Source organism: Chitinophaga nivalis (assembly GCF_025989125.1).
Taxonomy (GTDB): Bacteria; Bacteroidota; Bacteroidia; order Chitinophagales; family Chitinophagaceae; genus Chitinophaga; species Chitinophaga nivalis.
This window is the reverse complement of sequence record NZ_JAPDNR010000001.1, coordinates 4912350-4938029: the sequence shown is the minus strand read 5'-3', so window position 1 is coordinate 4938029 and position 25680 is coordinate 4912350. Positions and strand designations below refer to the sequence as shown.

The 25680-nt window shown below is 45.2% G+C and carries 24 protein-coding genes; 4 read left to right on the top strand and 20 right to left on the bottom strand.

Annotated elements, in window-relative coordinates:
* Window positions 1-53: 53 nt before the first annotated feature.
* From OL444_RS19770 to OL444_RS19750, 5 genes are all read right to left on the bottom strand, one after another.
* Complete coding sequence (locus OL444_RS19770) at window positions 54-851, bottom strand: helix-turn-helix domain-containing protein (protein ID WP_264730377.1); 798 nt, start codon at window positions 849-851, stop codon at window positions 54-56.
* Window positions 852-1023: 172 nt separating this feature from the next.
* Window positions 1024-2142: an agmatine deiminase family protein gene (locus tag OL444_RS19765; protein ID WP_264730379.1), complete on the bottom strand. Its 1119-nt coding sequence runs from the start codon at window positions 2140-2142 to the stop codon at window positions 1024-1026.
* An 89-nt stretch (window positions 2143-2231) separates the two neighbouring features.
* Complete coding sequence (locus OL444_RS19760; protein ID WP_264730381.1) at window positions 2232-3092, bottom strand: AraC family transcriptional regulator; 861 nt, start codon at window positions 3090-3092, stop codon at window positions 2232-2234.
* Window positions 3093-3169: 77 nt separating this feature from the next.
* Window positions 3170-4030, bottom strand: a complete 861-nt coding sequence (locus tag OL444_RS19755) for a nucleotidyltransferase domain-containing protein (protein WP_264730384.1) — start codon at window positions 4028-4030, stop codon at window positions 3170-3172.
* Between the two features lie 34 nt (window positions 4031-4064).
* Window positions 4065-4505 (bottom strand): Lrp/AsnC family transcriptional regulator, encoded by a 441-nt coding sequence (locus tag OL444_RS19750; RefSeq protein ID WP_264730386.1) that lies wholly within the window; start codon window positions 4503-4505, stop codon window positions 4065-4067.
* A gap of 142 nt (window positions 4506-4647) precedes the next feature.
* Here OL444_RS19750 and OL444_RS19745 point away from each other — a divergent pair, with 142 nt between their 5' ends.
* The 3 genes from OL444_RS19745 to OL444_RS19735 all read left to right on the top strand — a co-directional run bounded on the left by OL444_RS19745 (window position 4648) and on the right by OL444_RS19735 (window position 7278).
* Window positions 4648-5535 carry an alpha/beta fold hydrolase gene (locus tag OL444_RS19745; protein WP_264730388.1) on the top strand — a complete coding sequence of 296 codons (888 nt, stop codon included), beginning with the start codon at window positions 4648-4650 and terminating at the stop codon, window positions 5533-5535.
* Between the two features lie 612 nt (window positions 5536-6147).
* Window positions 6148-6738, top strand: coding sequence for a hypothetical protein (locus tag OL444_RS19740; protein WP_264730390.1), 591 nt, complete (start codon window positions 6148-6150; stop codon window positions 6736-6738).
* Window positions 6739-7074: 336 nt separating this feature from the next.
* Window positions 7075-7278 carry a hypothetical protein gene (locus OL444_RS19735; protein WP_264730391.1) on the top strand — a complete coding sequence of 68 codons (204 nt, stop codon included), beginning with the start codon at window positions 7075-7077 and terminating at the stop codon, window positions 7276-7278.
* A 55-nt stretch (window positions 7279-7333) separates the two neighbouring features.
* Here the strand turns inward: OL444_RS19735 and OL444_RS19730 are convergent, their stop codons facing one another.
* The 3 genes from OL444_RS19730 to OL444_RS19720 all read right to left on the bottom strand — a co-directional run bounded on the left by OL444_RS19730 (window position 7334) and on the right by OL444_RS19720 (window position 9685).
* Window positions 7334-7522 carry a hypothetical protein gene (locus OL444_RS19730; RefSeq protein WP_264730392.1) on the bottom strand — a complete coding sequence of 63 codons (189 nt, stop codon included), beginning with the start codon at window positions 7520-7522 and terminating at the stop codon, window positions 7334-7336.
* A complete protein-coding gene (locus tag OL444_RS19725; protein WP_264730394.1) occupies window positions 7519-8688 on the bottom strand; it encodes a PepSY-associated TM helix domain-containing protein in 1170 nt (389 codons plus the stop codon). Before OL444_RS19725 ends, OL444_RS19730 begins: the two co-directional genes overlap by 4 nt.
* Window positions 8689-8959: 271 nt before the next feature.
* Window positions 8960-9685 carry a hypothetical protein gene (locus tag OL444_RS19720; protein ID WP_264730396.1) on the bottom strand — a complete coding sequence of 242 codons (726 nt, stop codon included), beginning with the start codon at window positions 9683-9685 and terminating at the stop codon, window positions 8960-8962.
* A 1086-nt stretch (window positions 9686-10771) separates the two neighbouring features.
* On the opposite strand from OL444_RS19720, the gene OL444_RS19715 reads away from it, so the two are divergent.
* Window positions 10772-12592, top strand: a complete 1821-nt coding sequence (locus OL444_RS19715; RefSeq protein ID WP_264730399.1) for a M57 family metalloprotease — start codon at window positions 10772-10774, stop codon at window positions 12590-12592.
* Between the two features lie 67 nt (window positions 12593-12659).
* On the opposite strand, the gene OL444_RS19710 is transcribed toward OL444_RS19715, so the two are convergent.
* The 12 genes from OL444_RS19710 to OL444_RS19655 form a co-directional block, all read right to left on the bottom strand.
* Window positions 12660-14348, bottom strand: a complete 1689-nt coding sequence (locus tag OL444_RS19710; protein ID WP_264730401.1) for a peptidase domain-containing ABC transporter — start codon at window positions 14346-14348, stop codon at window positions 12660-12662.
* 197 nt (window positions 14349-14545) lie between these two features.
* A complete protein-coding gene (locus OL444_RS19705) occupies window positions 14546-14860 on the bottom strand; it encodes a cysteine peptidase family C39 domain-containing protein (RefSeq protein ID WP_264730403.1) in 315 nt (104 codons plus the stop codon).
* A 192-nt stretch (window positions 14861-15052) separates the two neighbouring features.
* Complete coding sequence (locus OL444_RS19700) at window positions 15053-16333, bottom strand: hypothetical protein (protein WP_264730405.1); 1281 nt, start codon at window positions 16331-16333, stop codon at window positions 15053-15055.
* A gap of 295 nt (window positions 16334-16628) precedes the next feature.
* Window positions 16629-16778, bottom strand: coding sequence for a hypothetical protein (locus OL444_RS19695; RefSeq protein WP_264730407.1), 150 nt, complete (start codon window positions 16776-16778; stop codon window positions 16629-16631).
* 269 nt (window positions 16779-17047) lie between these two features.
* Complete coding sequence (locus OL444_RS19690) at window positions 17048-19438, bottom strand: TonB-dependent receptor domain-containing protein (RefSeq protein WP_264730409.1); 2391 nt, start codon at window positions 19436-19438, stop codon at window positions 17048-17050.
* Between the two features lie 102 nt (window positions 19439-19540).
* Window positions 19541-20059: a UpxY family transcription antiterminator gene (locus tag OL444_RS19685; RefSeq protein WP_264730410.1), complete on the bottom strand. Its 519-nt coding sequence runs from the start codon at window positions 20057-20059 to the stop codon at window positions 19541-19543.
* Window positions 20060-20827: 768 nt separating this feature from the next.
* Complete coding sequence (locus tag OL444_RS19680; protein WP_264730411.1) at window positions 20828-21046, bottom strand: hypothetical protein; 219 nt, start codon at window positions 21044-21046, stop codon at window positions 20828-20830.
* A 144-nt stretch (window positions 21047-21190) separates the two neighbouring features.
* Window positions 21191-21472 (bottom strand): hypothetical protein, encoded by a 282-nt coding sequence (locus tag OL444_RS19675; protein ID WP_264730412.1) that lies wholly within the window; start codon window positions 21470-21472, stop codon window positions 21191-21193.
* Between the two features lie 36 nt (window positions 21473-21508).
* Entirely contained in the window at window positions 21509-21838 is a 330-nt protein-coding gene (locus OL444_RS19670; protein ID WP_264730414.1) for a hypothetical protein, read from the bottom strand.
* A 78-nt stretch (window positions 21839-21916) separates the two neighbouring features.
* Complete coding sequence (locus tag OL444_RS19665) at window positions 21917-22132, bottom strand: hypothetical protein (RefSeq protein ID WP_264730415.1); 216 nt, start codon at window positions 22130-22132, stop codon at window positions 21917-21919.
* 51 nt (window positions 22133-22183) lie between these two features.
* The gene (locus tag OL444_RS19660; RefSeq protein ID WP_264730416.1) at window positions 22184-23668 is read right to left on the bottom strand and encodes a M6 family metalloprotease domain-containing protein; all 1485 of its coding nucleotides are present in this window, start codon (window positions 23666-23668) and stop codon (window positions 22184-22186) included.
* A gap of 347 nt (window positions 23669-24015) precedes the next feature.
* Complete coding sequence (locus OL444_RS19655; protein ID WP_264730417.1) at window positions 24016-25680, bottom strand: amidohydrolase family protein; 1665 nt, start codon at window positions 25678-25680, stop codon at window positions 24016-24018.

The window sequence follows — 25680 nt, the reverse complement described above, 5'->3', positions numbered from 1 at the left end:
GGCTGCAAAGTAGTAGTATGGCATGTCTCAAAATAGAACCGTAGCGACATTTATCAGTCGTACCTTATCATGCGCGACAGTTCTGCAGGATAGTTCCCGTGTAGCCGTTCCTGTAATGCCTTCGGCGTGAAGCCGGAAAACAATTTAAACTCCCTGTTAAAATGAGATTGGTCGGCATAATCAAGGTGGTAGCTGATATCACTCAGTTTGTTGTATTGCTGGTGACGCAGTAGCCGGAGTGCCTGTTGAAACTTCATAATCCGCTGGTAGGTTTCGGTACATACGCCTACATAGGCTTTAAATCTACGTTGAAACTGCCGTTGGGAAATATGAATGCGGCTGGCTAACAGTGCGGAGTCGATCCGGGTGGTAGCTTGTTGCAGTATACGGACGCTTTCATCGATAGCAGCATCCTGTGGATATTTTAGCAGCTGCTGTGCCAGGCGTTGACTGAACAACCGGATAATCTGTCTGGGATCAGCGGTATGGAGGAGCTGTTCGATAAATGACGGGGTAAACAGCTGGGCTGCATCCAGCAGGGTATTGGTCAGGTCAGATGCGTCTATGGAAAATAGTTTTTTAAATGCAGTAGGATAGAAGCTGATACCCAACAGTAACGGATTACCGGTAACCTGATTCGTACAGGGGCGGGTACTTTGTCCATACGCAAACGATAGGGGGAAGGGAGTCCCTGCTGTATTCAGGATAGCCGAATGTCCCTGGTGATGCTGAAAAATGATACCGGGTGCGCCATCTGCCCAAACGCCATAAGTACCAGAAGTACCAGCGCTTTCACCGGGTTGCTGTGAAGTAGTATACCAAAAATGTTTCACCACCTGTTTAAGTGCCATGGGGGGTGCTATTATCTCTATCTTCATACACGGCTTATGTTGGCCCACGATAAAGATAAAGTATCTGTGCTGTAATCGTTTTGCTGGTTTTGTCTTTATGGCCCGGGCTATTCCAACGCAATAAAGGTGCGAGTGTTCGCACCTTTAAAATCAGCTATGGATGGCAATCACGTTACCGCGGTTGTTGCTGGGTGACACAATGCACCATACCCCCATTGGCGAATAAGTTACGGCAGTCAATACCGATGACTTGTCTGCCAGGATACAGTCCCTGAATGATGCTATTGGCCACCGCATCATTCGGATCATTGTAATTAGGCACCAGAACACGGTTGTTAGCAATGTAATAATTGATATATGAAGCTCTCCCTACATTTTTACCGTAAGTGGTTACCACTTCATTTTGGGTGAGCGGAATCTTTACGAACCGATAGGCATTCCCATTTTTATTGGTAGCCTCCAGTAAGGTATTGATATCCTTTTCCGGGACTTGCCAGTAAAGCAGGTCATCATCAGACATGGTGACAATCGTAGTGGGATTGGCAAATCTGGCAAATCCGTCGATATGCATATCTGTGATCTCCAGCCCGGCTTTTCCATCGAGCCAGATGAATTTGGTCACCCCCAGATATTTGGTGAATATCGCTTCTGCCTGGGCTTGTGTCATGCCTGGATTCCGGTTTTCATTTAAAACGGAGCTCTTGCAGGCCATTAAAACACCTTTCCCATCAATTTCAACACTACCACCTTCATTAATCATTTTATTGTTGAGATCTATGCGTTGTAATTGCTGATCGCTGGCTATTCGTGCCGGTATCTGATTACAATTATCATAGGCCGCTTTACGGCCCCAGGCGTTAAAGCCCCAGTCTTCGATCAGCAGTTTGCCTTGTTTGTCTCTTACATAGATAGGACCATTATCCCGTACCCAGACATCATCTGTTTGGCTGATGGTAAAGTCTACATTCGCCATAGGCGTTTGCACGGCTGTCAGCATTTCGGTAATTCTTTCTTTTTCTTCCTGGTCATAGGCCACGATATGTACCTTTTCATGAGGCGCCAATGCTTTGGTCATCGCTATCCAGGTGGCATCCAGGCGGTTCCGGAAGCTTTTACCATATTGATATTCATGCGGCCATTGCAGCCAGGTACCTTCATGCGGACTGGATTCTTCCGGCATGGTATATAATATAGCCGTATCGGCCGTCGCTGCGGTCGTGTTGGTGAGTGATGATTCCTCTTTCCCGCAGGATAATAAAAGTGCAGATAATATGGTTCCTGTGATTCCCATTTTGTACATGATTTATATTTTTAAGACACTGAATAAAGTGTCAAAACTAGATAGATCCATGGGGGCAATGTTGTCCAAAATTGACAATCTTATTTAAGCGGCAGCCATATGTAGGTCAGCAACTCTTCGGTATCTGTTGTATTGTCCGGGTGCTTTACATATTTTTCGATAATGGGAGTATGCGCAAACTCCAGTTCTGTATCCAGTATCCAGCCTGCATATATTTTTCCGTAAGTATCTTCAATGGTTTCATATGCGCCGTGATGTGCAAACTGGGCATACCTGCCACCCGGAATTTTTTTTGACGGCAGTTGAGAATTAATTGTCTGGCTGACATAACAGGTGTCATACCTGCAGGTCAGCTGCTCCCGTATCAAAGGTTCATCGGCGATGATGCCATAAAATTCGGTGCCGGCAGGAGGGATGTCGTGCTGCAGGAATTGTTCCCACGCAGTTTCCACTTCCTCATGCGTATAATTAATAAAGGCACTTTGATAATAAACTGTGATAGGGGAGAGATAGATAATATCCGGTTTTAATTGCTGATCAGGCGCAATAGCAGTAATCTTTGCCTGCGCGAACAACGGTTCTTTCTGGTATTTGGCTTCTCTGGGAGAAATACCAAATTGTTGTTTGAAGGCTTTTGAAAAAGAAGCCTGGTTGGCAAATCCCACATCCAGTGCAATAGATATCAGATTGTCTTTTGTATAAAGGATCTTTTTAAAAGCATTCTCCAATCTAAGCCGTTTCTGATAGGCGCCTATGGTTTCGTGGCACGCGTACTTGAAGATGCGCTGAATATTTCTGTAGGAATAATGCGAGATGCGTTCCAGCTCTTTCACTGAAATAGCCTGGTCATAGTTTTCTTCAATATAGCTAAGCATTTTATGTACCCGACTGAGATCTATTGCATCTTCCATATTCACCAGGATGATTATTGACTGTAACAAATTTACCTGAATTAAACTAACATTCCTGCAGGGCATGAACTTTTCTTCATCGTTGATGAACCTGGTTACTGACAGTATTATTTACTAAAGTTATACAACGCTTTGTAGGCGCCATCTGTGAGGTCAATGACTTCCTGCAATAAGGCTTTCAGCCGTACCGTACTTTGAACCATGTCTGTAATCACTAAAATCTGTTCCACTTTTACCGGCAGCAGTTCCGGGCTGTACTTACACTGTGCGATAATCTCCACGGCTTTTTTATCTCCGATGGGATAGATTTCATTGATGGCAAACAATGCACTGATGATGTTCTTCACCGCCCTGGTCAGGCAACCGGAAAGGTTGTAGATGTCTTTTTGAATGGCAAAAGCTTCCGCATGCGCCACGGTGAACTCGGCGGCCCAAAGCGATTGCTGTATGATGGTTTGCCGCAATGCAGGAGGGTAGGTGCTGACCGATTTTTTTAAGGCAGTGATGAGGTGTTGCGGATCATAAAGAGGTATACAAGCTTTCGTTTCTGCCAGATAGATCACCGAAGAAAAGCCATAGGGCGGCTGTTGTTCATAATGATTTTCCCATTCGCCTTGCCCTGCTTTTGCGATGGTAGCCTTTACCTGATCGATGTTTCTGTAGAGAAAATCCACTTTGCCTGCTGCTGTTTCCAGCCAGGCACCTCCATTTACCCAGGGGCCCCATTGATAGAAATCTGTCACCGTCGGGTCGCTGCCTGTGTGGTATTTTGTTGCCAGACTTTTTATAGCTGGAATATTGAAAGGTTGCGCTTCGTAATAATAGATACCAATGTCCAGGTCTGAACGTTCCGTTGCCATGCCGGTGGCATGAGAGCCACCGAGTACAATCGCAGCAACGCCGTCAATCGTTTTTAGTTCTTCTGTCAACTGTTGCAGCATTTGTTGTTGAGGTGCTGATAATGCCATGCTATTGTATTTGAATATTTATGTTGATAGCTTTTCACGACAGCTCAATGGCTTTCGTATCCACTGGCGTTGATAAAACGGAGAAGGTAGTTGTCTGACCAAATCTGCCCAGCTCATTTAGTTTCCCGTTAAGTTCATGGGCTGATCTCACCACCAGGCTGATAAAGAAGCAATATTCTCCGGTCGTATGTTCTATATGGGTGACACCCGTCATTTTCTTTACTTCCTGCAGGAATGAGGGAATACTACCGTGCGGCAGTTGTACAGCTACCACCACTTTTTGTTGATAATCCAGTCGCATGAAGTCGATGGTAGTTGTAAAACCTTTGATGATGCCTTCCTCGCGCATCTGCCTGATACGCGCAGCTACAGCAGGGGCTGTGAGGCCCACTTTCCTGCCGATTTCCGCATTGCTCATTCTGGCGTCCAATTGTAACTCATTCAGTATGGCATAGTGCAGTGTATCTGTTTTCATACCTGAAAAAATTTCGAATCGAAAGTTTTTAGCTTTTATTCTGTTGAAACGAAAGCTAATCTAAATAATTATAGCGGGACCTTTATAATGAAATAAATCAGCGATTTCTCAATTGTTCTATTACTATTAAAATCATTCAAGTATGTCTGAAAAAGAAAATCTGAGCAGTATAACATTCACACATGGTATGGCGGTGATTGACCCTGCTTTGCGGATTCATTATGTGGAAGCTGGCAGTGGCGATCGGGTAATTGTATTGTTGCATGGCTTTCCGCAAACGTGGTGGGAATGGCGATTACTGATCCCTGGCTTAGTCGGCGCCGGGTATCGGGTTATTGTGCCGGATTACCGCGGTGCGGGTGCTTCCTGGCGTCCACTTACCGGATACGATAAGCGTACTATGGCCGGCGATATTCATAAAGTGATAAAAGAGCAGCTGCAGATCGAAAGCCCCGTAATTTTAATCGGCCATGATATAGGGCTGATGGTAGCATACGCATATGCGCAGGAATACCGGGAAGATGTTTCGCATTTGATTGTAATAGATGCAATCATTCCAGGTACAGCTGTTTTTGATCGCATCCGCTCTGATCACCGGGTGTGGCACTTTTCATTTCATGCTGTTCGGGATGTACCGGAATTATTGATCGCCGGTCGTGAACGGAAATATTTGCAGGCATTTTTTAATGCCCGGATATTTAATGTAGGCGCCATCACGGAGGAAGATATCGATTTGTTTGCCGCCATCTATGCCGCGCCAGGCGCACTTCGGGCTGGTTTAGAATTGTATCGTGCCTTTGATCAGGATATCCTCGACAACCGGGCAACGCTGCAGAAAAAAGGCAAACTCACCATTCCGGTGCTGGCAGTTGGCGGCGATATCAGTACCAGCGGCCCAATCATGAAGGAAATGGCCGAAGAAGTTGCCACACAGGTGATTGGCGTGCGTATACCGAATACAGGGCATTGGATCGTGGAAGAGAATCCTGCTGCATTACTGGACGCCGTACTGGATTTTTTAGCCCGATAAAGACTTTATAGCCTATGTAACAAAGGCGCGATTATTCGCGCCTTTAAATATCCCGGAATTGATTCTTTTTCTTTGGTTAAGATGATGGCGGAATATTCCTGCGGGTGTTTAAATTCCGGAACCAAATTATAGGGGATATGCTTATCCAAAAAACGGGGCCACATCCGGACAACTCACCAACTCATTCCGGGAACAATTTTGCCGTTTCAGACAGGCTTTGAGCTTGTAATATTCCCACCATAGGTAGGGCCAGCTCGCAAATATGCGATTCTCAGCGCCTTCATTTTCAGCTATTTAGATGCAAAAACTGGAAAGCGCCCAGACTTTTGTAGAAACTTTCTATGACCTTTTAAATGATTCAGATTATTCCTATAATTTATATTATGTTAAATAGAAAAAACACCATAAGATTAATATAGATTCATTAACCTCCTATTAAGATTTAAATACTATGGTTCCGTAAAGACGACTGACCGTTTCTTTAGGAACTACCATATTCATACTGCCCCATTCAATCTCTCAATATTTCCGGGTTTACAACAAAACAATTATAACGGGTATCTCCCCGATCCAACGGATGCGTTCATGAATTTTTCATCTTAACAAGAACATATGAAAACCATCACTCCAAACACCGCTTTGACCAGCGGCGCAACAACTGCTGTCTTCACCAGCCAGAACGCCTGGCAGATGGATGAAACACTTACGCTATCTCAGGCATATCAACGTTTCCAGACTTTGTATCAGGTAGACAACTACACTAAACTCCCCTGGATTTTGCAGTTCATGGAAAATCCCAGATGGTGTCTTGAATTCTCCGGAGCCATTAGTCTGTATCAGCATGACCTTGTACATTGTCTGATTGGACGTGGTATTAAACCGGCGGATGAGGCCTTTACAATTGGATTTACGATGGGAAGTGTAAAAACACTTAATGTGGTGGAAATATGGCTATATAAATTTGTCAGCAAGTATTTATATCCCGCCGACTATAGATTTTCGGATGCAGATCTCATCACTTTCCAACAAGGTGTTACGCTGGCTAAACAGATGCCGGCCTTGCAACAGTTAAACAGATTTAATCCGGATGATTTTCTCCCGCTTCCCCTGAAAGATGTACGGGCAGCACTGGGTATAACAACTACTCAGCTGATCTACACCCTGACAGATGCTGCTCCAATAACCCCGGCCACCAATATATAGCCGGCTGATAGTTATATTTTCTCTGCTATTCCCACTTACAGCGCTCCATCCCACCTACCTTTCCCATTAGTGATGACTGTATTGATACTTGGTAAAACAGACATCTTGAAAAGTATAATTTCTACGTATACATTCAAAAACTGCGATAATACAGCCCTCAGGGTACAGTGCAGTATTATCGCACTGTAAAGAAATAGATTAGAGTAACGTCACTGCTTTCCATTAACAGTGACTCATCTATGCCGGGCGCTTTGTAATAACAGTATGATCACTGTACCTATTATATACCTGTAATCAATTTTTAATTCTTTCCTTAACCTTTAAACGTAATGTAACATGGAGAAATGCTTAAGAGGCGCTAAAAGCCTGAGCCGGCAGGAATTAAGTAAAGTAAATGGAGGTGTTAACAGCAATCATCCGCTGTGTCCTCAAAACAGATGTAATCCGAATAAGTCCGAATGCGCAGATCTGACAGGTACCATCATTTGTTACTGTTCGTTTACGGGTGTCCGCGACGTATACGCCTGTAGCTCCCGTTAATGCTTTTTGTATTTATAGCAAACAAGGACGTCATGTCCTTGTTTGCTATAAATGATTATTTTTTGGCGGGTGTTTCCTTTTTAAACAAATACCAACCCAATACCACCAACGGCACACATAACGCTGCCCACGACAACCAATGCCATATACCCGTTCCCGTTAGTGCGGCAATCAATCCGAAAAGAATCAGTACGCCCAGTAATAACGGCATGCCCCACAGGGTTAAAAAATCAGGTGCTTTCATATTTCCGTTTCTTTTATACTTGCCTGTAACAATGCTTCGCTTTGAATCCGGTCGATCCGGGCGGCGGTAGCTTTTCGCCGGGCCAGCCATAGATACAGCCCTGAAATCAGTATAACAATAGTGGCCACATCAAAGAGCGCCCAGATGATTTTCAATGGTATACCCCCATAATCCCCGAAATGCAGCGGCTGAGAAATAAACAGCGCATTCACATACCATGGCATGGATCGCGTATCTGTCAGCTTACCGGTTTGCGCATCCACCAATACAGGCTTAATCAGTTTAGATGTTAAGGGTGTAGCGCCCCGCATAAACACCGCATAATGATGCTTACTGGAAAACATCGTACCTGGAAAGGCAACCACCGAAGGTTTCATATCCGGCGCCACAGCAGTTGCCACTTGCACCGCCTCCTGGAGTGAACTCAGTTTTCCAGTGATGGCGGGCTTATTTTCATAGGGCGCTGCCATCTCTTTCAGCTGACCAGATTGCCATAAAAACACCACTACATCCGACAAGGTATTAATGACCCCTGTAAATCCTACCACCAATGTCCAGGACAGTACTACGATTCCCAGCAGGTTATGCATGTCGAGCCATTTGAGGCGGGTAGATTTATCCCGGCGAATCATGCCGAAATTAAACCGGCGCATGATGGGCCCATATAACATCACACCGGAAACGATGGCCACCAGGAAACACATCCCCATCAATCCCAGAAACAATTTGCCCAGGATACCTGCGAACATGTCCACGTGTAATTTCAGCATCACGTACATAAAACCTTCCTGTAGCTCCGGCTCATGCAATAATTGGGCGGTCCGCTCATCCAGCACCACGAGGTTACTGACTTCCGGCGCCGACTGCAACGAGTCTGCCATACTCAGTATGACCTGGTTGGGTGTTTCCTCATTCCAGAAAACATATCGAATCACTTCATTGGGACGTTGCTGCTGCCCTTGTTCCACTATTTTATCCAGACTAATCTTTGGGGTACCTGCCGGCATTTCCGGTGCGGCGGGCATCTTCCCTTCCCATTCCGCAATTTCTTCGTGGAAAATCAATGGCAGCCCCGTCAGGCACAACATTAATAAAAAGACGGTACATACCAGGCTGGTCCACTTATGTATCAGGAACCAACGTTTTACATTCTTTACGTTTGACATATATACATTTTGCTAAATCAGGAAACCACCGCTACGTGGATGAGTTACGGATCGTACGATTTATACTACAAAACTGTGCAGGTATTTGCCTGGCTGTTTACGCAATAGGGAATAATATTTATGAGAAACGGAATTTTTCGGGAAGGAGCTGCTCCCCTGCCACTTTCTATGGCCTGCAGGCATAAAAAATCCGGGAGGCGGATGCCCCCCGGCTGCTATAATAGGTCTACGGGATAGGATAGGTTACAGTGTGTCAGACTCAGATAGTTATTTATTTTCTGATAATGGCATAATCAAAATACAGGGCCTGTACATCGCTGCTAACCTCTCTTAACAATAAGGCAAAGCTGCTGGTACCCAAATCCCGTACGCTCCAGATCACATCATTATCATTGTTCCAGTTAGGACCGGCACTGCGCAATGAACCAGCTACCAGATATGGGCTGAAAATGTACTGTCCCAGGTTGACTGTGTAATAACCATCAGATCCACCCTGATCGCCGATCCAGAAAGATCCGCTTATGGCCACGGTGGTATCTTTGGTAGGTGGCGTTGCCTGACCGATAACAGACAGCTGTGATTGCAGGCTGGTACTGAAAGAGGACAGGTTGTTGTTCAGGTTAATCAGATCCTGTTTCAGGTTGGCTGCCTGGTCCAGTCTTACCAGTTCAGAAAAAGGCGTACCACCTGCACCAAATCTTGCATAACGGTTGTTATACACGGTACGTACTTTTACTTCGTCAAATACTTCGGTGCCATTTCCTTCCACCACCAGGTAACTGTTTTGTTTGGGTCCACCGGCAAAAGGCAACAGTTCTCCGTTATGGAGGATCCAGCCGTCTGTTACAGATGTACCATTGTCGATTACACCGGAAATAATTACCTTATCGCCGCTTACTCTTGCCAGATCAGCGATTGCACTACGATAAGAAGCCTGCAGGAAAGCATATGCTTCCTGTGTCAAAGGGAGTCCACCAGGATTAGTTTTGATACTCATGTTAATGAAATTTTAGATTGGTTATTGTTTTCGATTTAAAACAGATATTATCGATAATAACAGATTCGTTATCCGGCGACGGTGTACCAGCCAAGCCATAGTTTCCCCGACCGGGCATCTTTCCCGGAAAAATTATAGGGAATACATAGGTTTATACAGCCTTTTATGACGGCATGCCGACAGACAATATCATTATAACGTAAATGGTTAAACGGTATATGTACGTATAGTCAGTTACGTTACTGGTAAAGTCATGGAGATCAAACCAGCATACCATATGCAGCCAAAGGTCTCCTTGAAGAAACATGGGTATTCCATTCGCCTTGAGGCATTTATATAAATGTGTTCTACTTTATTATGATGTGGCCACGCTGCTCCATTTGCAATGGCCTGCTGAGCGTTGTAGAAAATTACTCAGTATGTCAGCAATGATCTCCCCTGCGCGTAAATACAGGGTACTGTTTCCGGAAACAGGCTTGCTGTCGGGTTAACGGGGTTTTCTACTTATTTTTTCAGTTAAAGTTTCATGGTTAAGATTACGTACAACAATCTGTTATTCAGTAGGCTCCAGGTCGGGTTTACAAAGCTTAGTTCCGCATATTGTAAAGGATGCAAAGATGTTGTTTCGGTTCTCATAATCGATCAATATATCAGCATGCCTTATACACCAAACAACCTTTATATATCTGTTATATCAATGCTCATTATAAAATTATAAAAGGCTACTGCTTTTGAACGGCGTATAAAATTTCTCTCCTAAAAATGTGATTTCCGTGACACCCCTGCCCTATTTTATGCCAAAATACTTTTCCGTCCTTATCTGACTTTAAGCGATAGCAAAATCACGTGATACTAACATCTTCTAATCAGTACTTTATACCGCCTCTTTCCCGATCTACTTTATGCATGCTATACCAGTGCATTTTCAGTGCTTAGATTGTAAAGCCGCTCCTGTATTTGGGGTTAGCCGGCTTTTATTAACATGTATCGCCTATGCCAACAATGTTTCCCGGTATTTCGCCCCCATGGCTTTATGATGCGCTCTCCTTTTTATTATCACATTTTACTTACCTCCAAAATCTGATTATGAAATTTCAGTTAAAGCACCTATTTCCTTGTTTATGCTGCTGTAGCCTGTTACTACTGTCCTGTAAAAAGGAAAACACACCTGCTGCCACCAGCCACTCAACAGATCTCCTGCAACAGATCAAGGCTGCAGGCTTTAGTACCAACGGCATTATCAAAACAGCAGAAGGCTATATTGTGGAAGGAGATATACTCCTCACTGAAAAAGACCTACAGACAAAACCGGTATCTCCGAATCTCCTGATTGCTAAAACAGAACAATACCGGACCAACAACCTGATTGCTATTTCCGGCAGCCGGGAAATCACTATTTCTGTATCAGGCTTACCGGCAGCCTATATTACGGCAGCCGATGCCGCTATTGCACGGTATAACGCGCTGCAACTCCGGCTTACCTTCCGGCGCGTCGCCTCCGGTAGTAATGTAGATATTCAGAATGCCAGTCTGCCAGCCGGTGTACTGGGCGTATCTGCCGGCTTCCCGGATGCCCAGGGAAACCCACCCAGTCCGATAAAACTCAATGCCGGTTACATAGGCAGTAGTCCGTCTATCGGGTTTCTCACCACGCTCATTGCGCATGAAATAGGACATACGATTGGATTCCGGCATACGGACTACTTCAACAGAAATTATAGTTGCGGATTCTCTAATCCAAGCAATGAAGGAGATGCTGGTGTAGGCGCCATTAATATTCCGGGCACACCTACGGCAGAAGATCCTAACAGCTGGATGCTGGCCTGTACCAGTACCCAGACTGACCGGCCTTTTAATGCCAATGACCAGATTGCACTGAAAAGCCTCTATGGTCCCTTACCCATTGTAGGTATTGGTGGATATGATGTATTATCTGATGCCGATCTTTCTTTTGCCTTTGACTACAACAGCACTGGTAAAGAAGATCACCTCGTATTATACCGCGCCGGCTCTGGTGTACTGTTTGTAGTAAAAAATACGAATGGCAATTTTACGCCGGCGTTTCAAACCTTCCAGGGACTTGCCGGATACAATCTCCTGTCTCCCTTAGACCGGGTAATTCCTTTTGACTATAATAGCAGCGGTAAAAAAGATCACCTCGTCATTTACCGCCCCGGCTCCGGCGTACTGTTTATCCTGAAAAATACGAACGGGAATTTTACACAGGTATTTCAAACTTTTCAGGGACTGGGTGACTATAACCTGCTTTCCCAAAATGATAAGGTATTTGCCTTTGATTACAACAGCACCGGTAAAGCAGACCACCTGGCTATCTACCGCCCCGGTTCACAAGTCTTGTTTATCCTGAAAAATACCAACGGAAATTTCACTCAGGTATTTCAAACCTTTCAGGGGCTGGGTGGCTATGACTTGCTTTCCTCCAAAGACCTGGCCTTCCCGTTTGATTACAACAGCAACGGCAAAGAAGATCACCTGGTAATTTACCGCCCCGGTGAAGGTGTGCTGTACGTCCTGAGAAATACGAATGGAAATTTCTCACCGGTCTTCCAAACCCATCAGGGATTGGGAGGTTATAACCTGCTTTCTGATAAAGACCGCATAGAAACCTTCGACTTTACCGGCAATGGCAAGAAAGATCACCTGGCCATTTACCGCCCCGGTGACGGCATCATCTACTTTATCAGCAATACGAATGGCAGCTTCAGTAATGTCTGGAGCTCCCATCAGGGAATTGGTGGCTACAACCTGGCCTCTCCCAAGGATAAAGTATTTGCCTTTGACTATACCAGCAGCGGAAAATCTGACCACCTGGCCTTGTACAGACCTGGCGACGGGGTATTTTATATTCTGAGCAACAGCAACGGTGCGTTTAACAGGATTTATTAATCATTACCTGTTCTGCATAAAAAAAGAGCCGCTGTGGAGCGGCTCTTTTTTTATGCAGAACGTCAGGCTATACACCCAACTCCAGCTGATTTTTAATGAGGTTAAAATATTCTCCTTTATGCTGTACCAGTTGCTGGTGATATCCTTGTTCTACTACCCGACCATTTTTCAGGACAATCACCTGGTCGGCATTTTTCACGGTAGACAGCCTGTGGGCGATGATCACCACGGTTTTGCCCTGAAAGAATCCCGTGAGGTTATCGTGGATGACTCTTTCATTTTCAGCATCCAATGCACTGGTAGCTTCATCTAAAAATACGTAGTCCGGATTTTTGTATACGGCTCTTGCAATGAGGATCCTTTGCTTTTGTCCGCCGGAGATATTATTACCTGCCGCACCTATTTTGGTTTTTTCTTTTAGTGGTAAAGACTGTATAAACTCTTTTACATTCGCCATCCGGACAGCATTCGCAAAGCGTTGTGCATCCGGCTTTTCATCAGCGGTGACAATGTTTCGTTCTATGGTATCGGAATAAATGAAACCATCCTGCATCACCACACCGCAATGATCCCGGAGGCTGGCAGATTCAATATCCTGCAGATTACAATGGTTGATATGGATATTTCCTTTTACCGGCGCATAGAACTTCAGCAATAATTTCAGCAGGGTTGTTTTTCCACTGCCGCTGGCGCCTACAATGGCGGTTACTTTCCCTTCCGGTATAAAGAGGTTAATATCTTTCAAGACCAAAGGCGATGCGGCACTACCATAACGGAAGCTGAGATCAGACAGGTAAATGCCTCTCTCTTCTTCCGGCAATACTGCTTCATAGGTATGTTCCATACCTATCTGATCCGGCTGCCACTCTTCCGGATGCTGTTCCACTTCCGCCAGTCTTTCCAGGCTCAGTTTAGCATCCTGCAGGGAGCGGAAAAAGGTAATCAGCTGGCTCACCGGCGCATTCATCTGACCAATGATAAACGATACACTCAGCAATTCTCCCAGTGTCATGGCTCCTTTTACCGTATAAATTGCGGCGAGAAAAGTAGCCAGTACATTTTTCAGGTGGTTGAGCATATCAAACACCGAGGATTGCAACTGATCCTGTTTCAATATCCGCATATTGATCTGAAAGAGTTTCTCCTGCAGTTGCTCCCATCTTCTGCGTTTAAAGTTTTCGAAGCCATTCAGTTTCATTTCCGTGACCCCGCTGAGCATTTCAAGTACGGCCTCCTGGTTCTCGCTGCGGCGTTGAAACCGATAGTAGTTCAGGATTCTCCGTTTTCTTAAAAAATAGTAGGACCAGCCCACCGACATCATCGTTAGCAGCACATATACCAACAAGATGGTGAAATCGTAATAACACAGTACCACCAGAAAGGCGGAGAAAGTAAGGATGGAAAAAACGGTGAGGAGACTTTGGGAAGTGAGGAACGATTCTATTCTTTCGTGATCCTGGATACGCTGATTAAAATCTCCCATCATTTTGGTTTCAAAAAACCTGACCGGTAATTGCAACACTTTTTTCAGGTAATCTGAAATGATGGTAATATTTATTCTGGCGCCCACCCGCAATGTGAGCCAGTTACGAATGATGCCAATGACCACAGTACCCAGGAATAGCCCCAGCTGTGCCAGCAGTAACAGACTGATAAGCGACAGATTTTTAGCTGAGACGCCTTTATCTATCAGATTTTTCGTCAGAAAGGGTAACCCCAGCGAGATACAGCTGCCCATCAGCAACAACAGGAACATGACGAACAGCTGTTTACGATAAGGATGCAGGTATCTCGTCAGGTAACGGGTTGTCAGTTTAAATTCCGCTGGCGGATACTGTTGGTAGAATGCATCCAGCGGTTCCAGAATCAGTGCAATGCCGCCGTCATCACCGGCAATCCACGATTTTTTAAAATCTTCTTCATTCAGGGAGATAAGACCATAGCCCGGATCTGCTATCTTATATATTTTTCGACCCGACGAGGCTTTTTTTTTATTTCATACAAAACCACAAAATGGTTCTGATTCCAGTGCAGAATACATGGTAATGGCATACCGGCGAAATCTTCCACCGGCATTTTAACAGAAAGTGCTTCCAGCCCTATCTTTTGCGCAGCTTCGCTGATCCCGCTCAAGGTTACCCCCTCACGTGTCAGGAAAGAATGATCCCTTAAATACTGCAGTGAATACTTTTTACCATACGCGCCGGCTACCATCGCTAAACAGGCCGGGCCACAGTCCATCTGGTCGTGTTGGGGAATAAAATTCATGCGGCTCTTAATTGACTATGCTTATTCCATTGCGGTTATACATCAGGTTCAACAAGTATCATATGATAAGGAAGGGTGGCATCTGATCCGGTAACACTGTATAGCAGGTACCCTGCGCATCATATTTGAAATGATGATACAATATACGGGAAAATCTGTCCACGTCCCTCCTGTTTGCTGTAAATTTAAATATCAATTGGCCTTCCTGATACCATGTCTTTCATGAATCAGTCCCAGGATATATAATCCGATCTGCGCGTCCCAATCTTCCGGTAGTATTGTCAGCAATTCACTGACGGTTTTAGGTTCTCCTTCATTCAGCACATCTACCAGCTGTTTGATATTTTCAAAGTTGTTTAACTCCAGTTTTACCCCTCTCACATATACATGCAGTTTTTCTTTGTCCAGGGATTCTTTATACAATATTTTGAAGGGTTGCTCCAGTTCAATGACATCTTCCGGCTCAAAAGCTATCTTCTCTTTTTTTCCGAAGGCACTGGTCCGGTAGCCACCATTGCTATGGATAGAATATCTTACGTCCCTGTATGCTTCACGCAGCAGGTCAATATAATTCAGTTTTGCCAGTTCGTCCGGAATTGTGAGTATACTCAGGCTATCGTCCAGCCCACTGGTATCGTCCAGGTCATTACGGTCGGGGGTTAATACGACTTCCGACTTTTGTACGAACTGGGTATGGATGGCATCTTCCAGTTTCTTAATCAGTTTTTCCTTGGTGTGGTTGTATTGCCAGAAAGTAATAGCCAGTGAGAGGCCGGTTTGTTTACCGATATGATATTCACCTTCCGGCATAAAATACATATCTCCTTCTTCAAAGGAAAACTCTTCAGAATAAGGTATCAATAAATCCAGGTCTTCCCGTTTCCATTTGTTGTCGCGCAGCAACGCCGGGAATTCTTTCGGTCCCCAGGTATACATTGTTTTACCGCCGGGTCCGAGGTGGAAGTGGATTACATTTTGTCCGGTGGGATCCTGATGAATACCCAGCGGGGTTTTGTCATAATTTCCTACGAATAACGTGAAGTTTACGCCGTCTCTGGGAAATCCTATTTTCTCAAATAACGGAGCCACCTTTAAAGCGATACTCTGGGACAGGGATAAATTGAATTTTTCTCCCAGATTGATGATCATACCGAATTTCTTTTCCCCATAAAGGCGGGTGACCCAGTCCTCCAGTGTTTCTCCTTCCAGAGGTGGTGTATCGTATACCTTCTTCATGTCATGGAAATCCAACTGCTTTCCTTCAATAAAAACCCTGTAACCAAATCTGTTCGTTCTTAATGCAGCCAGTTCCCGGATGATCTGAAGAATATATTCCCTGAAGAGGGCCGTTTCTTCTCTCGAGATGCAATCTTTTAATACGGTAGTACGGGTCTGGTTAGCTGTTGCTTCAAGAAAGTGGTCCCACCACCTGGCACTAAAAGGTTTTAGTGTAGTACTAGTCAATGTTTCCATACAGGATCATGTTTACATTTTTAACAATGGAAAAGAAAGGGGCTGACTAAAAATATCAGCCCCTTGATATTATAACCGATGGACATATCAGTGAACTATCAAGGCATAGGTATCCCATACGAACAGCATGTATAGCCGTTCCGATCAGTGGTCACCCCGCGGGCCTGAACCCGCAGGCTGTGCAACAATAATCATGTAAGGGAATGTATTTGCATTAACAGCACCGCTGTATATGATGCAACCGGATATCACAAACGAATCATCATCCTACCTGGTGTGATTCGTGGTGTGACTCTCATCCAACGTGGTGAGATTCGTGGTGAGATTCGTGGTGCTCAGGCTCTACAGCGATAGCGGTACCACCAACTACTTGATTTTCTTCCAATGGGGTCAGAACTTTTACGCCCAGGAAATCTGTTGCTTTCTGGATGGATTCTTGTTTCATCTTAATTGATTTTGAGTTAATAAAATAAGTACACTTTTTTTACGGCATCAGTGTTTATCCTGTTTTGTATTTTTTCTTTGGGTTACAATTCCCGCATTCTTGCGCAAGAAATATCCTGTATCGTTCCCGGAGGAACCATTCAAGTACCTATCAATAAATATGTCGGATACTGCCGGGTAAAGGATTTCCCGTTGTGCAGCCCCATGATTCAGCCCGGGTTAGTGAGCTGGGTTCCTTTCTTCTTTATTAGTCCATACAGCACTGATGGGTTACTGGGCCCTTTTCTTCTCTTCTTCATTACCAAACTTCCGGTTCTTCACGGCTATTTTCTTATTACCCAGTTTATACGTCACCGTTATTCTTACCTGTCGGTTATCAAAGTAGCTATAGTAACGTTGTTCCACATTTCCGGTATAGGTAGTAGCCGTACGTTCATCTGTTCTGAGTACATCCTGGGCAATGAGCGCCAGCAGCAGGTTGTTTTTCAGCAACTGGTATTTTAGCGCCAGGTCCAGGCTGGCCCGGCCTTTATTGGTGTACAACAGATCATTTCGCGGACTTCTGTACCAAAAGTTTACGGATCCTTTCAACGTTCCGTTACTATTCAGCAGAAAAGTGTTGGCGGTTGAAAACATACACCCCCACGTGGTTGTATTATCCAGTTTCACGGCTTTCGTAAACCGGGAAGCAGCATAGAAGACATCCACCCTGTGATCATTTTCCCACCACCGTACTCCCGGGATGCTGAATGCTTCTGAAAGACCGGCTGAATTATAGGTAAAGTAATTCAGCTGGGTAAAGTATTGCATTTGGGTTTTGTCATCTACAAAAGGTACTTCTCCAAATCCATTTGTTTCATTGAGGAAGAATAAGGTAGTGTACAGATATTCTTTAAATGCGTGTTTTATTTCGATGTTGTTGGCGTATTGTGGCGCCAGCGCCGGGTTTCCCTCCGAATAGTTATACGGGCTGGAATAAAACCGGAACGGATTCAGGCTGGCATATCCGGGCCGTTCGATCCGGCGGCCATAGCTCGCTGAAAAGGAATGGACCTTATTCGGCGTATATGCCAGGTAGAAAGTCGGAAACAATTGCAGATAATTGTTTGTGTTCACCTGGTTATAGGTCACAGAAACACCTTCTATCCGGGTATTCTCCATCCGCAATCCTGCCTGTGCTTCCCATATCCGGCTAAATTTCCGGTTACCTGAAATATAGAGGGCTTCTGTCTGCTCTTTATAGTTAAATACGTTACTTTTCCCAGGGTCCAGTATGGATACGCCAGTAGTAGTATTGTAAAAACTCAGGTCGTTGTGGCTTTCGATCCGGGACAGCTTTCCCCCGTATGACAGCTTTATCCATTTCAACGGCATGTCTATATCTGCTCTCGCTGCATAGTTCTTGATATCCTGTTGGCCTGTGTTGTTGGTGGATACAAAGCTACCTTCTATCGGTTTCCCGTTGGGCCAGGTGTTTTGCGTACTGAAAGTTCTGTCCACATTATTGTTATAACCAAAGTAGTCTACGTTTAACAACAGTTTACTACCGGTACGTGACAGGACAATATCCGAATGCCAGTTCAAAGAAGCAGCATTGATCACCCGTTTACTCGCTGCGGCCGTATTGATCAATGAGTCGGTTTTTCCGGTATGCCGATTGGTGAGTATCCCTTCATCTTCTTCGGTGACACCTGGTCTGCTAAAGCTGCCCAGGTACTGTGCGCCCATAGACCAGCGTTTCGTCAGCTGATAGTCGATACCGGCATTGATGCCCGTAGCACGGGTGAATACGGTCTTATGAAAGTCGGTATTCCAGGACTGATCCGGATAATTGATCCGGTCTTTTTCTGTTCTGTCCCGGTTCCCTTCTTTGTAATCTATATTCGCGGTAAAGGACAATTTATTTTTCTGGTAGCTGAAACTGCCGGCGCCTCCGCCTGTTCCGTAGGTAGCCTGGGTATAGGTACCTGTGAGGGCTGCATTCCAACTGTTTACAGCTGCCTTTTTGAGTTTGATGTTTACCAGACCGCTGTTACCCTGCGCATCATATCTGGCAGGCGGATTACTGATGACTTCAATACTTTGTATATTATCACTTTTGATGGTAGCGAGAAAATTACTCAGCTCTTCTCCGGACAACTGAATGATACGGTCGTTGATCATTACTTTTACCCGTCCTTTTCCGACCATCGATATCTGGTCATTTTGGACCTGTATGCCAGGTGTTATTTTCAGGGCGTCGAGGGCATCTCCTCCGGAAGCTGCTACCGCATTTTCCACATTAAACACCAGCCGGTCAATCTTCCTTTCAATGATCGGTTTGGCGCCTGCCACCACTACTTCCTTCAGCTGCTTTGCTTTATAGGGCAATCTTATCGTGATAACCGTATCTGCTGTTAGCTGAACAGATAATTGCTGCGGATCACAGTCATACCGATGAAACGTCAGCTGGTAGAGCGCTGCTGGCAAGCCGGTTGTTTTAAAGTGCCCGGCACTGTCAGATAATAAGGTAGCTATTATTGCGGCGTCTTTTTTAATCACAATATTCACAAACTCCAGGGATTTCCCTTTGTCATCTGCTATCTTACCAGTCACGATATACTGACCTTTTACGGGTAGCACAAACGAAAATAACAACAGGGTCCATATGACGGATTTCATGGGCAATACAATTCTGATGTAATGGGTATTAAGGGTCGTACCCGATGGCTGTATATGCAAATAAATATAAAATGATGATATCAGCCAATTGTTTGTCCTATCTCAGGCAATAATTACCGTATCACAGGATACTTCCACCGATACCGTACGGTGCAGGGCCTGAATCTGCAACGTCAACCTGCTGGTTCCTTTATATTTCTCCAGTATTCCTTCCACACCAGCCAAAGGACCTTCGATAATTTTTACCGGTGTTCCCGGATGATGACGAAAAGTTTCCACTGTCACTTCGTAGCCCATCACCATTTTAAGGGAATTGACCAGGCTTTCCTTCACCGTCACTGCTTCCCCATCAAATGTTACGAAACTCACCAGCTCCCGGAATCGCAGCAATTCACTCAACCGGCTTAAAGTGGTATAAATAAAGATATAATTCGGGAAGAGCGGAACGGACATCACTTTCTTTCTGTCGCTCCAGACTCTTACTACTTTATGTAATGGTAAAAAGCAAGTCACGTCCATTGCTTGTAGTTTTTCAGCAGCTTTATGTTCTGCTTTCGGGAAAGTATAGGCAATAAACCACCTCATTTCAGTATTGCGGGAATGTCTTTCCTTTATATGCATAAGCTCATACTTGTAATTAAAGATTCACGATCAGGCATAAAATCTCCTGTAGCTAAGCGTATTGCTCAGACATAATGGCTTCGCCAACGTAAGTCCCATTTGCCTACGGTAATTAAATTCACGGATTTGAGCGGATACGACAGAGAAAGGTCATGAGATTTCCAGAAGCTGAGTATATGTGCTCAGATACAAAGGCTTCGCCCACGTAAATCCCATTTTAACGTTTGTCCTTAAAAAATTCAATAAAATAAATGGTGTAAGAATCCTCATCCATCTGACTCCAAACAGGCCGGTCAAAGGTGGTTATTAATATGTAAGGAGAACAATCACTAAAAGTATTTCATTCGTAAATAGCTCCAATTGCTGGTGGGTTTCTATTAATCCAAAAAGCTATCTAAAATATTTACTGTCAGCATTGTGTATTATAGCGTTCAGATTTCATAGATAAAGCTGTGTCAGTTATTTATTTGTACGTTGCTCAACTATACTATGAACGGGTGTAACCAGGAATAAGAATTTTATTTGTTAACAAAACTATTGTAGATACGGGTAACTTCGATTAATAAACTCTTCGATATGACGATAATGAATAAACCGTTATCGTGTTTACGAAAATAGAAAAAAATAATTATAAACCAAAAAAATTAATCGCGCTAGATTATTTAACACTAATGTGTGACAACACGGAAATAACAAGTCTTATAACTGGTGTTATCTCCGTGTTGCACTTTATAGATACTTCCCCATCAAAACGTATATACGTCCGGGTTACCCCAACCGGTATTGCATCAGGATCAGGATATCTGCTGTTTCTTCGGGCGACAATCCGTGCTGGTTATTTTCCCCGAATTGCCATTTTATTTTCTTCACCGGATTGTAATTATCAGTAACGGGAACGGTTGTACGTTTTATAGCGGTACCAAACAGCGCTACCCGTTCTCCCGCTGCATACCGGAAAAGTGCTGGCAGCGGTATCCAGTATGCCAAACAGTATTACCCTTTCACAGGGGCAGCTGGAAAAAATTTGAAGAGAATGCTTTGTAACGATATAACGATTCCACATACTGTAAAAAGTAACAGCCAATCGCCATTGCTTTTTTCACAGCATGTGGAATGCGTTTATACTACCTTTCAATCAGCTGGCTGAATATCACTCAGCTGATATTGCTGGGTAAAAGGATCTCCCATAAAAGCTACCAACGCACGGATGGTAGCTCCCTGCTGAATCCCTTCCGGCAAGTGAAAGGTAAAACCTTGTATTTGCCGGCCCTTTGCAAAGAAGGTATTTTCTTTTGCACCTGCATCAGCGGCCAGTATTTCTCCTGAAACAAAATACTTTCCAGGGGTGGCGGTATCTTCCCGGAGTTCCTTCAGGAGCAGGGTGCAGATCCAGGAAACAGGCGCTGACATCATAGCGGGTGTTGTTGGTGAGGAAATATACTTTTCGGTTTATGCTTTTGGTTCCTGTGAGGGTGCCGGCACGGCGTCAGCACCTTTACCGGCGCCGGCAGCAGCTTCCTTCGGCGCGGGTGCTTCCGCTGCTGCGGCAGCATCTCCGGGCTGTTGGGAAGGTGCAGGCGGTGCACTATCTGCCAGTGAAGCAGACGCGGATCTTTCATCCGGAGCAGGTGCCTGGTTACCGGCAGCCGCAGCACTGTTGCTGCCAAACTGTTCTTCCGGAGCGGGTCCGAGGCCTCCTCCTGCACCGGCGGCCTGCTGTTGGTTACCGGCAGCCTGTTGCTGTTGCGCATCACTGGTATAAATATTTATGATAGCCATTGACGTAAGTTTTAGGATGTGAGCAGCAGCAGATGCGGGTGGCTGAAACAAATACGGCATCTGCTGCCAGGTAATCAATTATAAATAAAGCACGGTGATTTCGTTGCTGGCGTTTAAAGTACCACTCACCACAATACCGCTGGTTCTGGCAGCTACCAGTAAAACAAACATATTTGTACTACCATCTGTTGACAATGGCTGTACTTTTCTCCATCCGATTGTATTAATATAAGCCCAAACATTCTGTGAGTGAGGGGTAGCATATACCTGCAGAATTTTCTGTGTGAAGTTCATGATCTGAGATTTTAGGAGTTAAACAATTCACCAATAAAAGAGGAAGGGATGTTAGTAATACAGGGTAAATATCTTACCACTGTCTGCTTCAACGGTTACTGCACTACCGGCGATTCTTGCCTGGCAAAGTGCATCAAACATACTCGTAACGCCATTCGTAGACAATTCATTGATTTTACGCCAGCCGGTAGCTTCCAGGTATACCCATGCATTCATACTGTGCGGGGTAGCGTATACCTGTACGGCTTTTTTAGTAATCCAGCCCAGGGCCGCTGCTCCGCCCACATTCACTTTGGCGGTGATATTATCGCCCGAACGGGTAATGGCCGTTACAGACACTTTGGAGTCGCTGCCGCTATAAGCTTTACTGTTAGGCGTACTGGATACCGTAAACTGGTTATTGCTGGCTGTTGGGAACGGATCATTGGCATCACCGCTGTTGGCATTGGTATTCAGTTGCCGCAGCCCGTCTGCCTGTTCCACATCTACCAGGTAGTGATTTTCATCTGTGTTACCGGTTTTGTTTTCATCGATGTGCTCAATGATAAGCCCATCTCCCGGCAGATTGACATCAAAGCCGTTTTTCCGGCGATTGGAGAGCAGGAAATACTCTTTGCTGTCAACAGCACCCACCGGTAGTTTGAAGATGTCTTTAAAGTCCTTATACGGGCGAACCGTAATGGTTTGTTCTGAATTAAAGATCACGGTAGGATTTACCCATCCGGCTTTTACTTTACACCAGGCAGTAGGATGCGCGGGTTTGTTACCACCGCCGTTCCAGCTACCACCTGCCATCAGGTCCCAGTTACCGGTACCACGGGAAGAATAATCGGTATCATACAGGTCTGGTAATCCCAGCAGCAGATGTCCCAGTTCATGGGCCATCACGCCTACCCGGCCGTCTTCCGGCGCCATAAAATACCGGTCTATTTTTACACCGTCTACGGTTTTGGTGGTAATGTTCCATTTGTGTGACCAGATGTCGTTTACATTACCTGTTTGTTCTCCGCCGGAACCGGCGCAGATGATAATCACGGCCTCCACAAAGCCATCACCGTCATTGTCATAGGAAGAAAAATTCACAAACGGATTGGCCAGGTCAATGACATCCTCTGCGAGTTTCTGCGCATTTTTAGGATAGGCATTGAAACCAAAGTTGCCATCTGTGTAATAGGATTTTGGCTTGGGAGCGCGGAACCAACCTGCGGTAGGGCCACCAGAACCTGCTACCTGACCGGTAACATCCAGCTGGCCATAAGAGGCTTCCTTGTAAAAATCGCGCATACTTCCGGTAGCGTAGCTACCTACTGAAAACAGCAGGTCGTTGTAGTGTGCCTGGCCCGTTGCTGCTGCTTTGTCTGAAAAATCAACCAGCAATACAATAGCCTTCCGGTTGCCTACAATAGGCGCCGCTTCCGCAGCATCGCCTACAAATTCGTGGGCTCTCGTTTTCCGGGGGCGGGAGGAAATCAGGGTGAATGTCCGCAGGTCCATAATATCGATATCATCGATACCAGTCAGATTTGCTTCACGCAAAATAGCCTGTTTGGTGCGAACAATCTTTTCCTCCAATTCCGGCGATGGTGGCATAACGCACAGACCGCCGCAACAAGACGAATGATTAGTCATGGTGCTTCTTTTGGGGATTAATTAATAAATAGACAATAAATAGCTCTGCAGATTTTTTTACGTCATTTGGGGAACTACTCGACAATACAGAAAACGAAAATTACAGTCCAGGGATCTTAATTTGAGGTTGCTATTAGTATACAAACATTCCTATGCGATATAAAAATATCACAAACGCTTTTAAACAAAAAAATTATTTATGCAATAAAAAAGTTACATTAATTATTGCGCGTGACAACACCGGTGAAACCTCCTTACCGCCAGTTACTCAGAAAACGTGCTGTGAAAGAAACGCCATTCCCATATAAAAACTGATCTGTCACCTGTTCCAGATAAGCATTATCCAGTGTACCATCTGCATGATAACGCAACGCACGCTGCTGCGGCTGTTCAGTGAGGTACTTGTCGGCCACCGGCAGATACCGGAGCAACCCATCCCGCAGGCCTTCAACGCGATTGATATTATCCAGCCGGTTGATGGGATTGATCAGTCCATCGAAGTCGGAACCAATACAGATATGCTGCCAGGGTGAGGTATCAGGCAGCCAGGTCAGACTGGCATACCCCACGCGTACCGCATATACGATATGCATGCAGAGCAACATGATATGCCGCTCTGCCCGGGATGGGGCAATATCTTTCTGCCCCAGACCTTCCGGTCCCGGCAACTGCCCGTCGCGGAATAGTTTCTCCCACTCTTCCCGCGCTACATATTCTCCGTCGAAATATTGTCCGCGGTTGCTGTCGATTATTTTTTCTGCCCCCAGGATACGCTGATCCAGACTGATACCAATCATACCTTTGCTTTCCAGAATAGTCGTGATTTCTTCTTCAAACAGGTTAATGCTCCACGGATTGCTGAACAACCCACTGTTGATTAAATCGTCCGTACGTCCGATCTTTTTGTTCTCCGGTTCCACCACACATACTGTGGTCCCGTTTTCTGTACCTACAGCTGAACGGAATTTTTTCTGCTGCAGATAGTTTTGTATACTGCTGAAAGTAAAACCGGTATGGGAAGAAATGATCGGCAATCTCTCTACAGCCGGATCTTCATTGATCAGCTGTTCGCGGAAACGATAATAATGCAAACGGGTATACACACTCATGTGCTTTACATCTATCAGCACCGGCCGTGTGGGATGTGTCAGTGCCTGGCGGATTACTTTCTTGCCCAGTTCTGTCAACCCCAATCCCGCTTTCGGCATAAAGTCCTCACTGCTGAAAGCTATCTGTGCCTGCTTGTTCAACCCCTGTGCAAAACCGCCCAGCGGCTGTTCGGGAATATAACTCAGGTGACACAGATTCATACAGAGGAAATCCACATCTGTACGTTCCTGCAATTGCAACAGGTTCAACTCCGGCGTACGCGACATAGCCGTACCACGCACGGGTACATCCGATAAATTATGGCCGCCTTCAATGGAAAACACGAGGTATCTTTTGGTATTTTCGTTCAGCAGCAGCTGCGCTATCTCCGCACTGGTCTTATCTTTCCAGGCAGGATCCTGCCGGCCCGTATAATGGATATGAAAGGGAGCTGCCGTTAATACCGGCTGCTGATCCAGGTAAAACTGCAGCTGTGTTTTAAACTCCGTAAAATAGTCTGTCAGTCCATCACGGGTACGTTCAAACAGCGCGGTATCCAGCGGCAGGATACCGGAGAAATCAATACCCAGTAAGTGCAACACCCTTCTTGCAAAGGCGTGTTCGAGGCTGATAATGGACGTAACACCCAGAAACAGCTGGCTGTCTTTCACCTGTGCCGGCGAAGACTGGCTGTCGAACGGGCCGCCTAAAATATCATTCAGTAATTTAGCCACCCCGCCGGTACGGAATTCGGTGGTCACATCTTTGTTCAGGGTGATGTAGTGTTTGAACAACAGATGAAAATGGAAATCAAAGATCTTGTTAGCCAT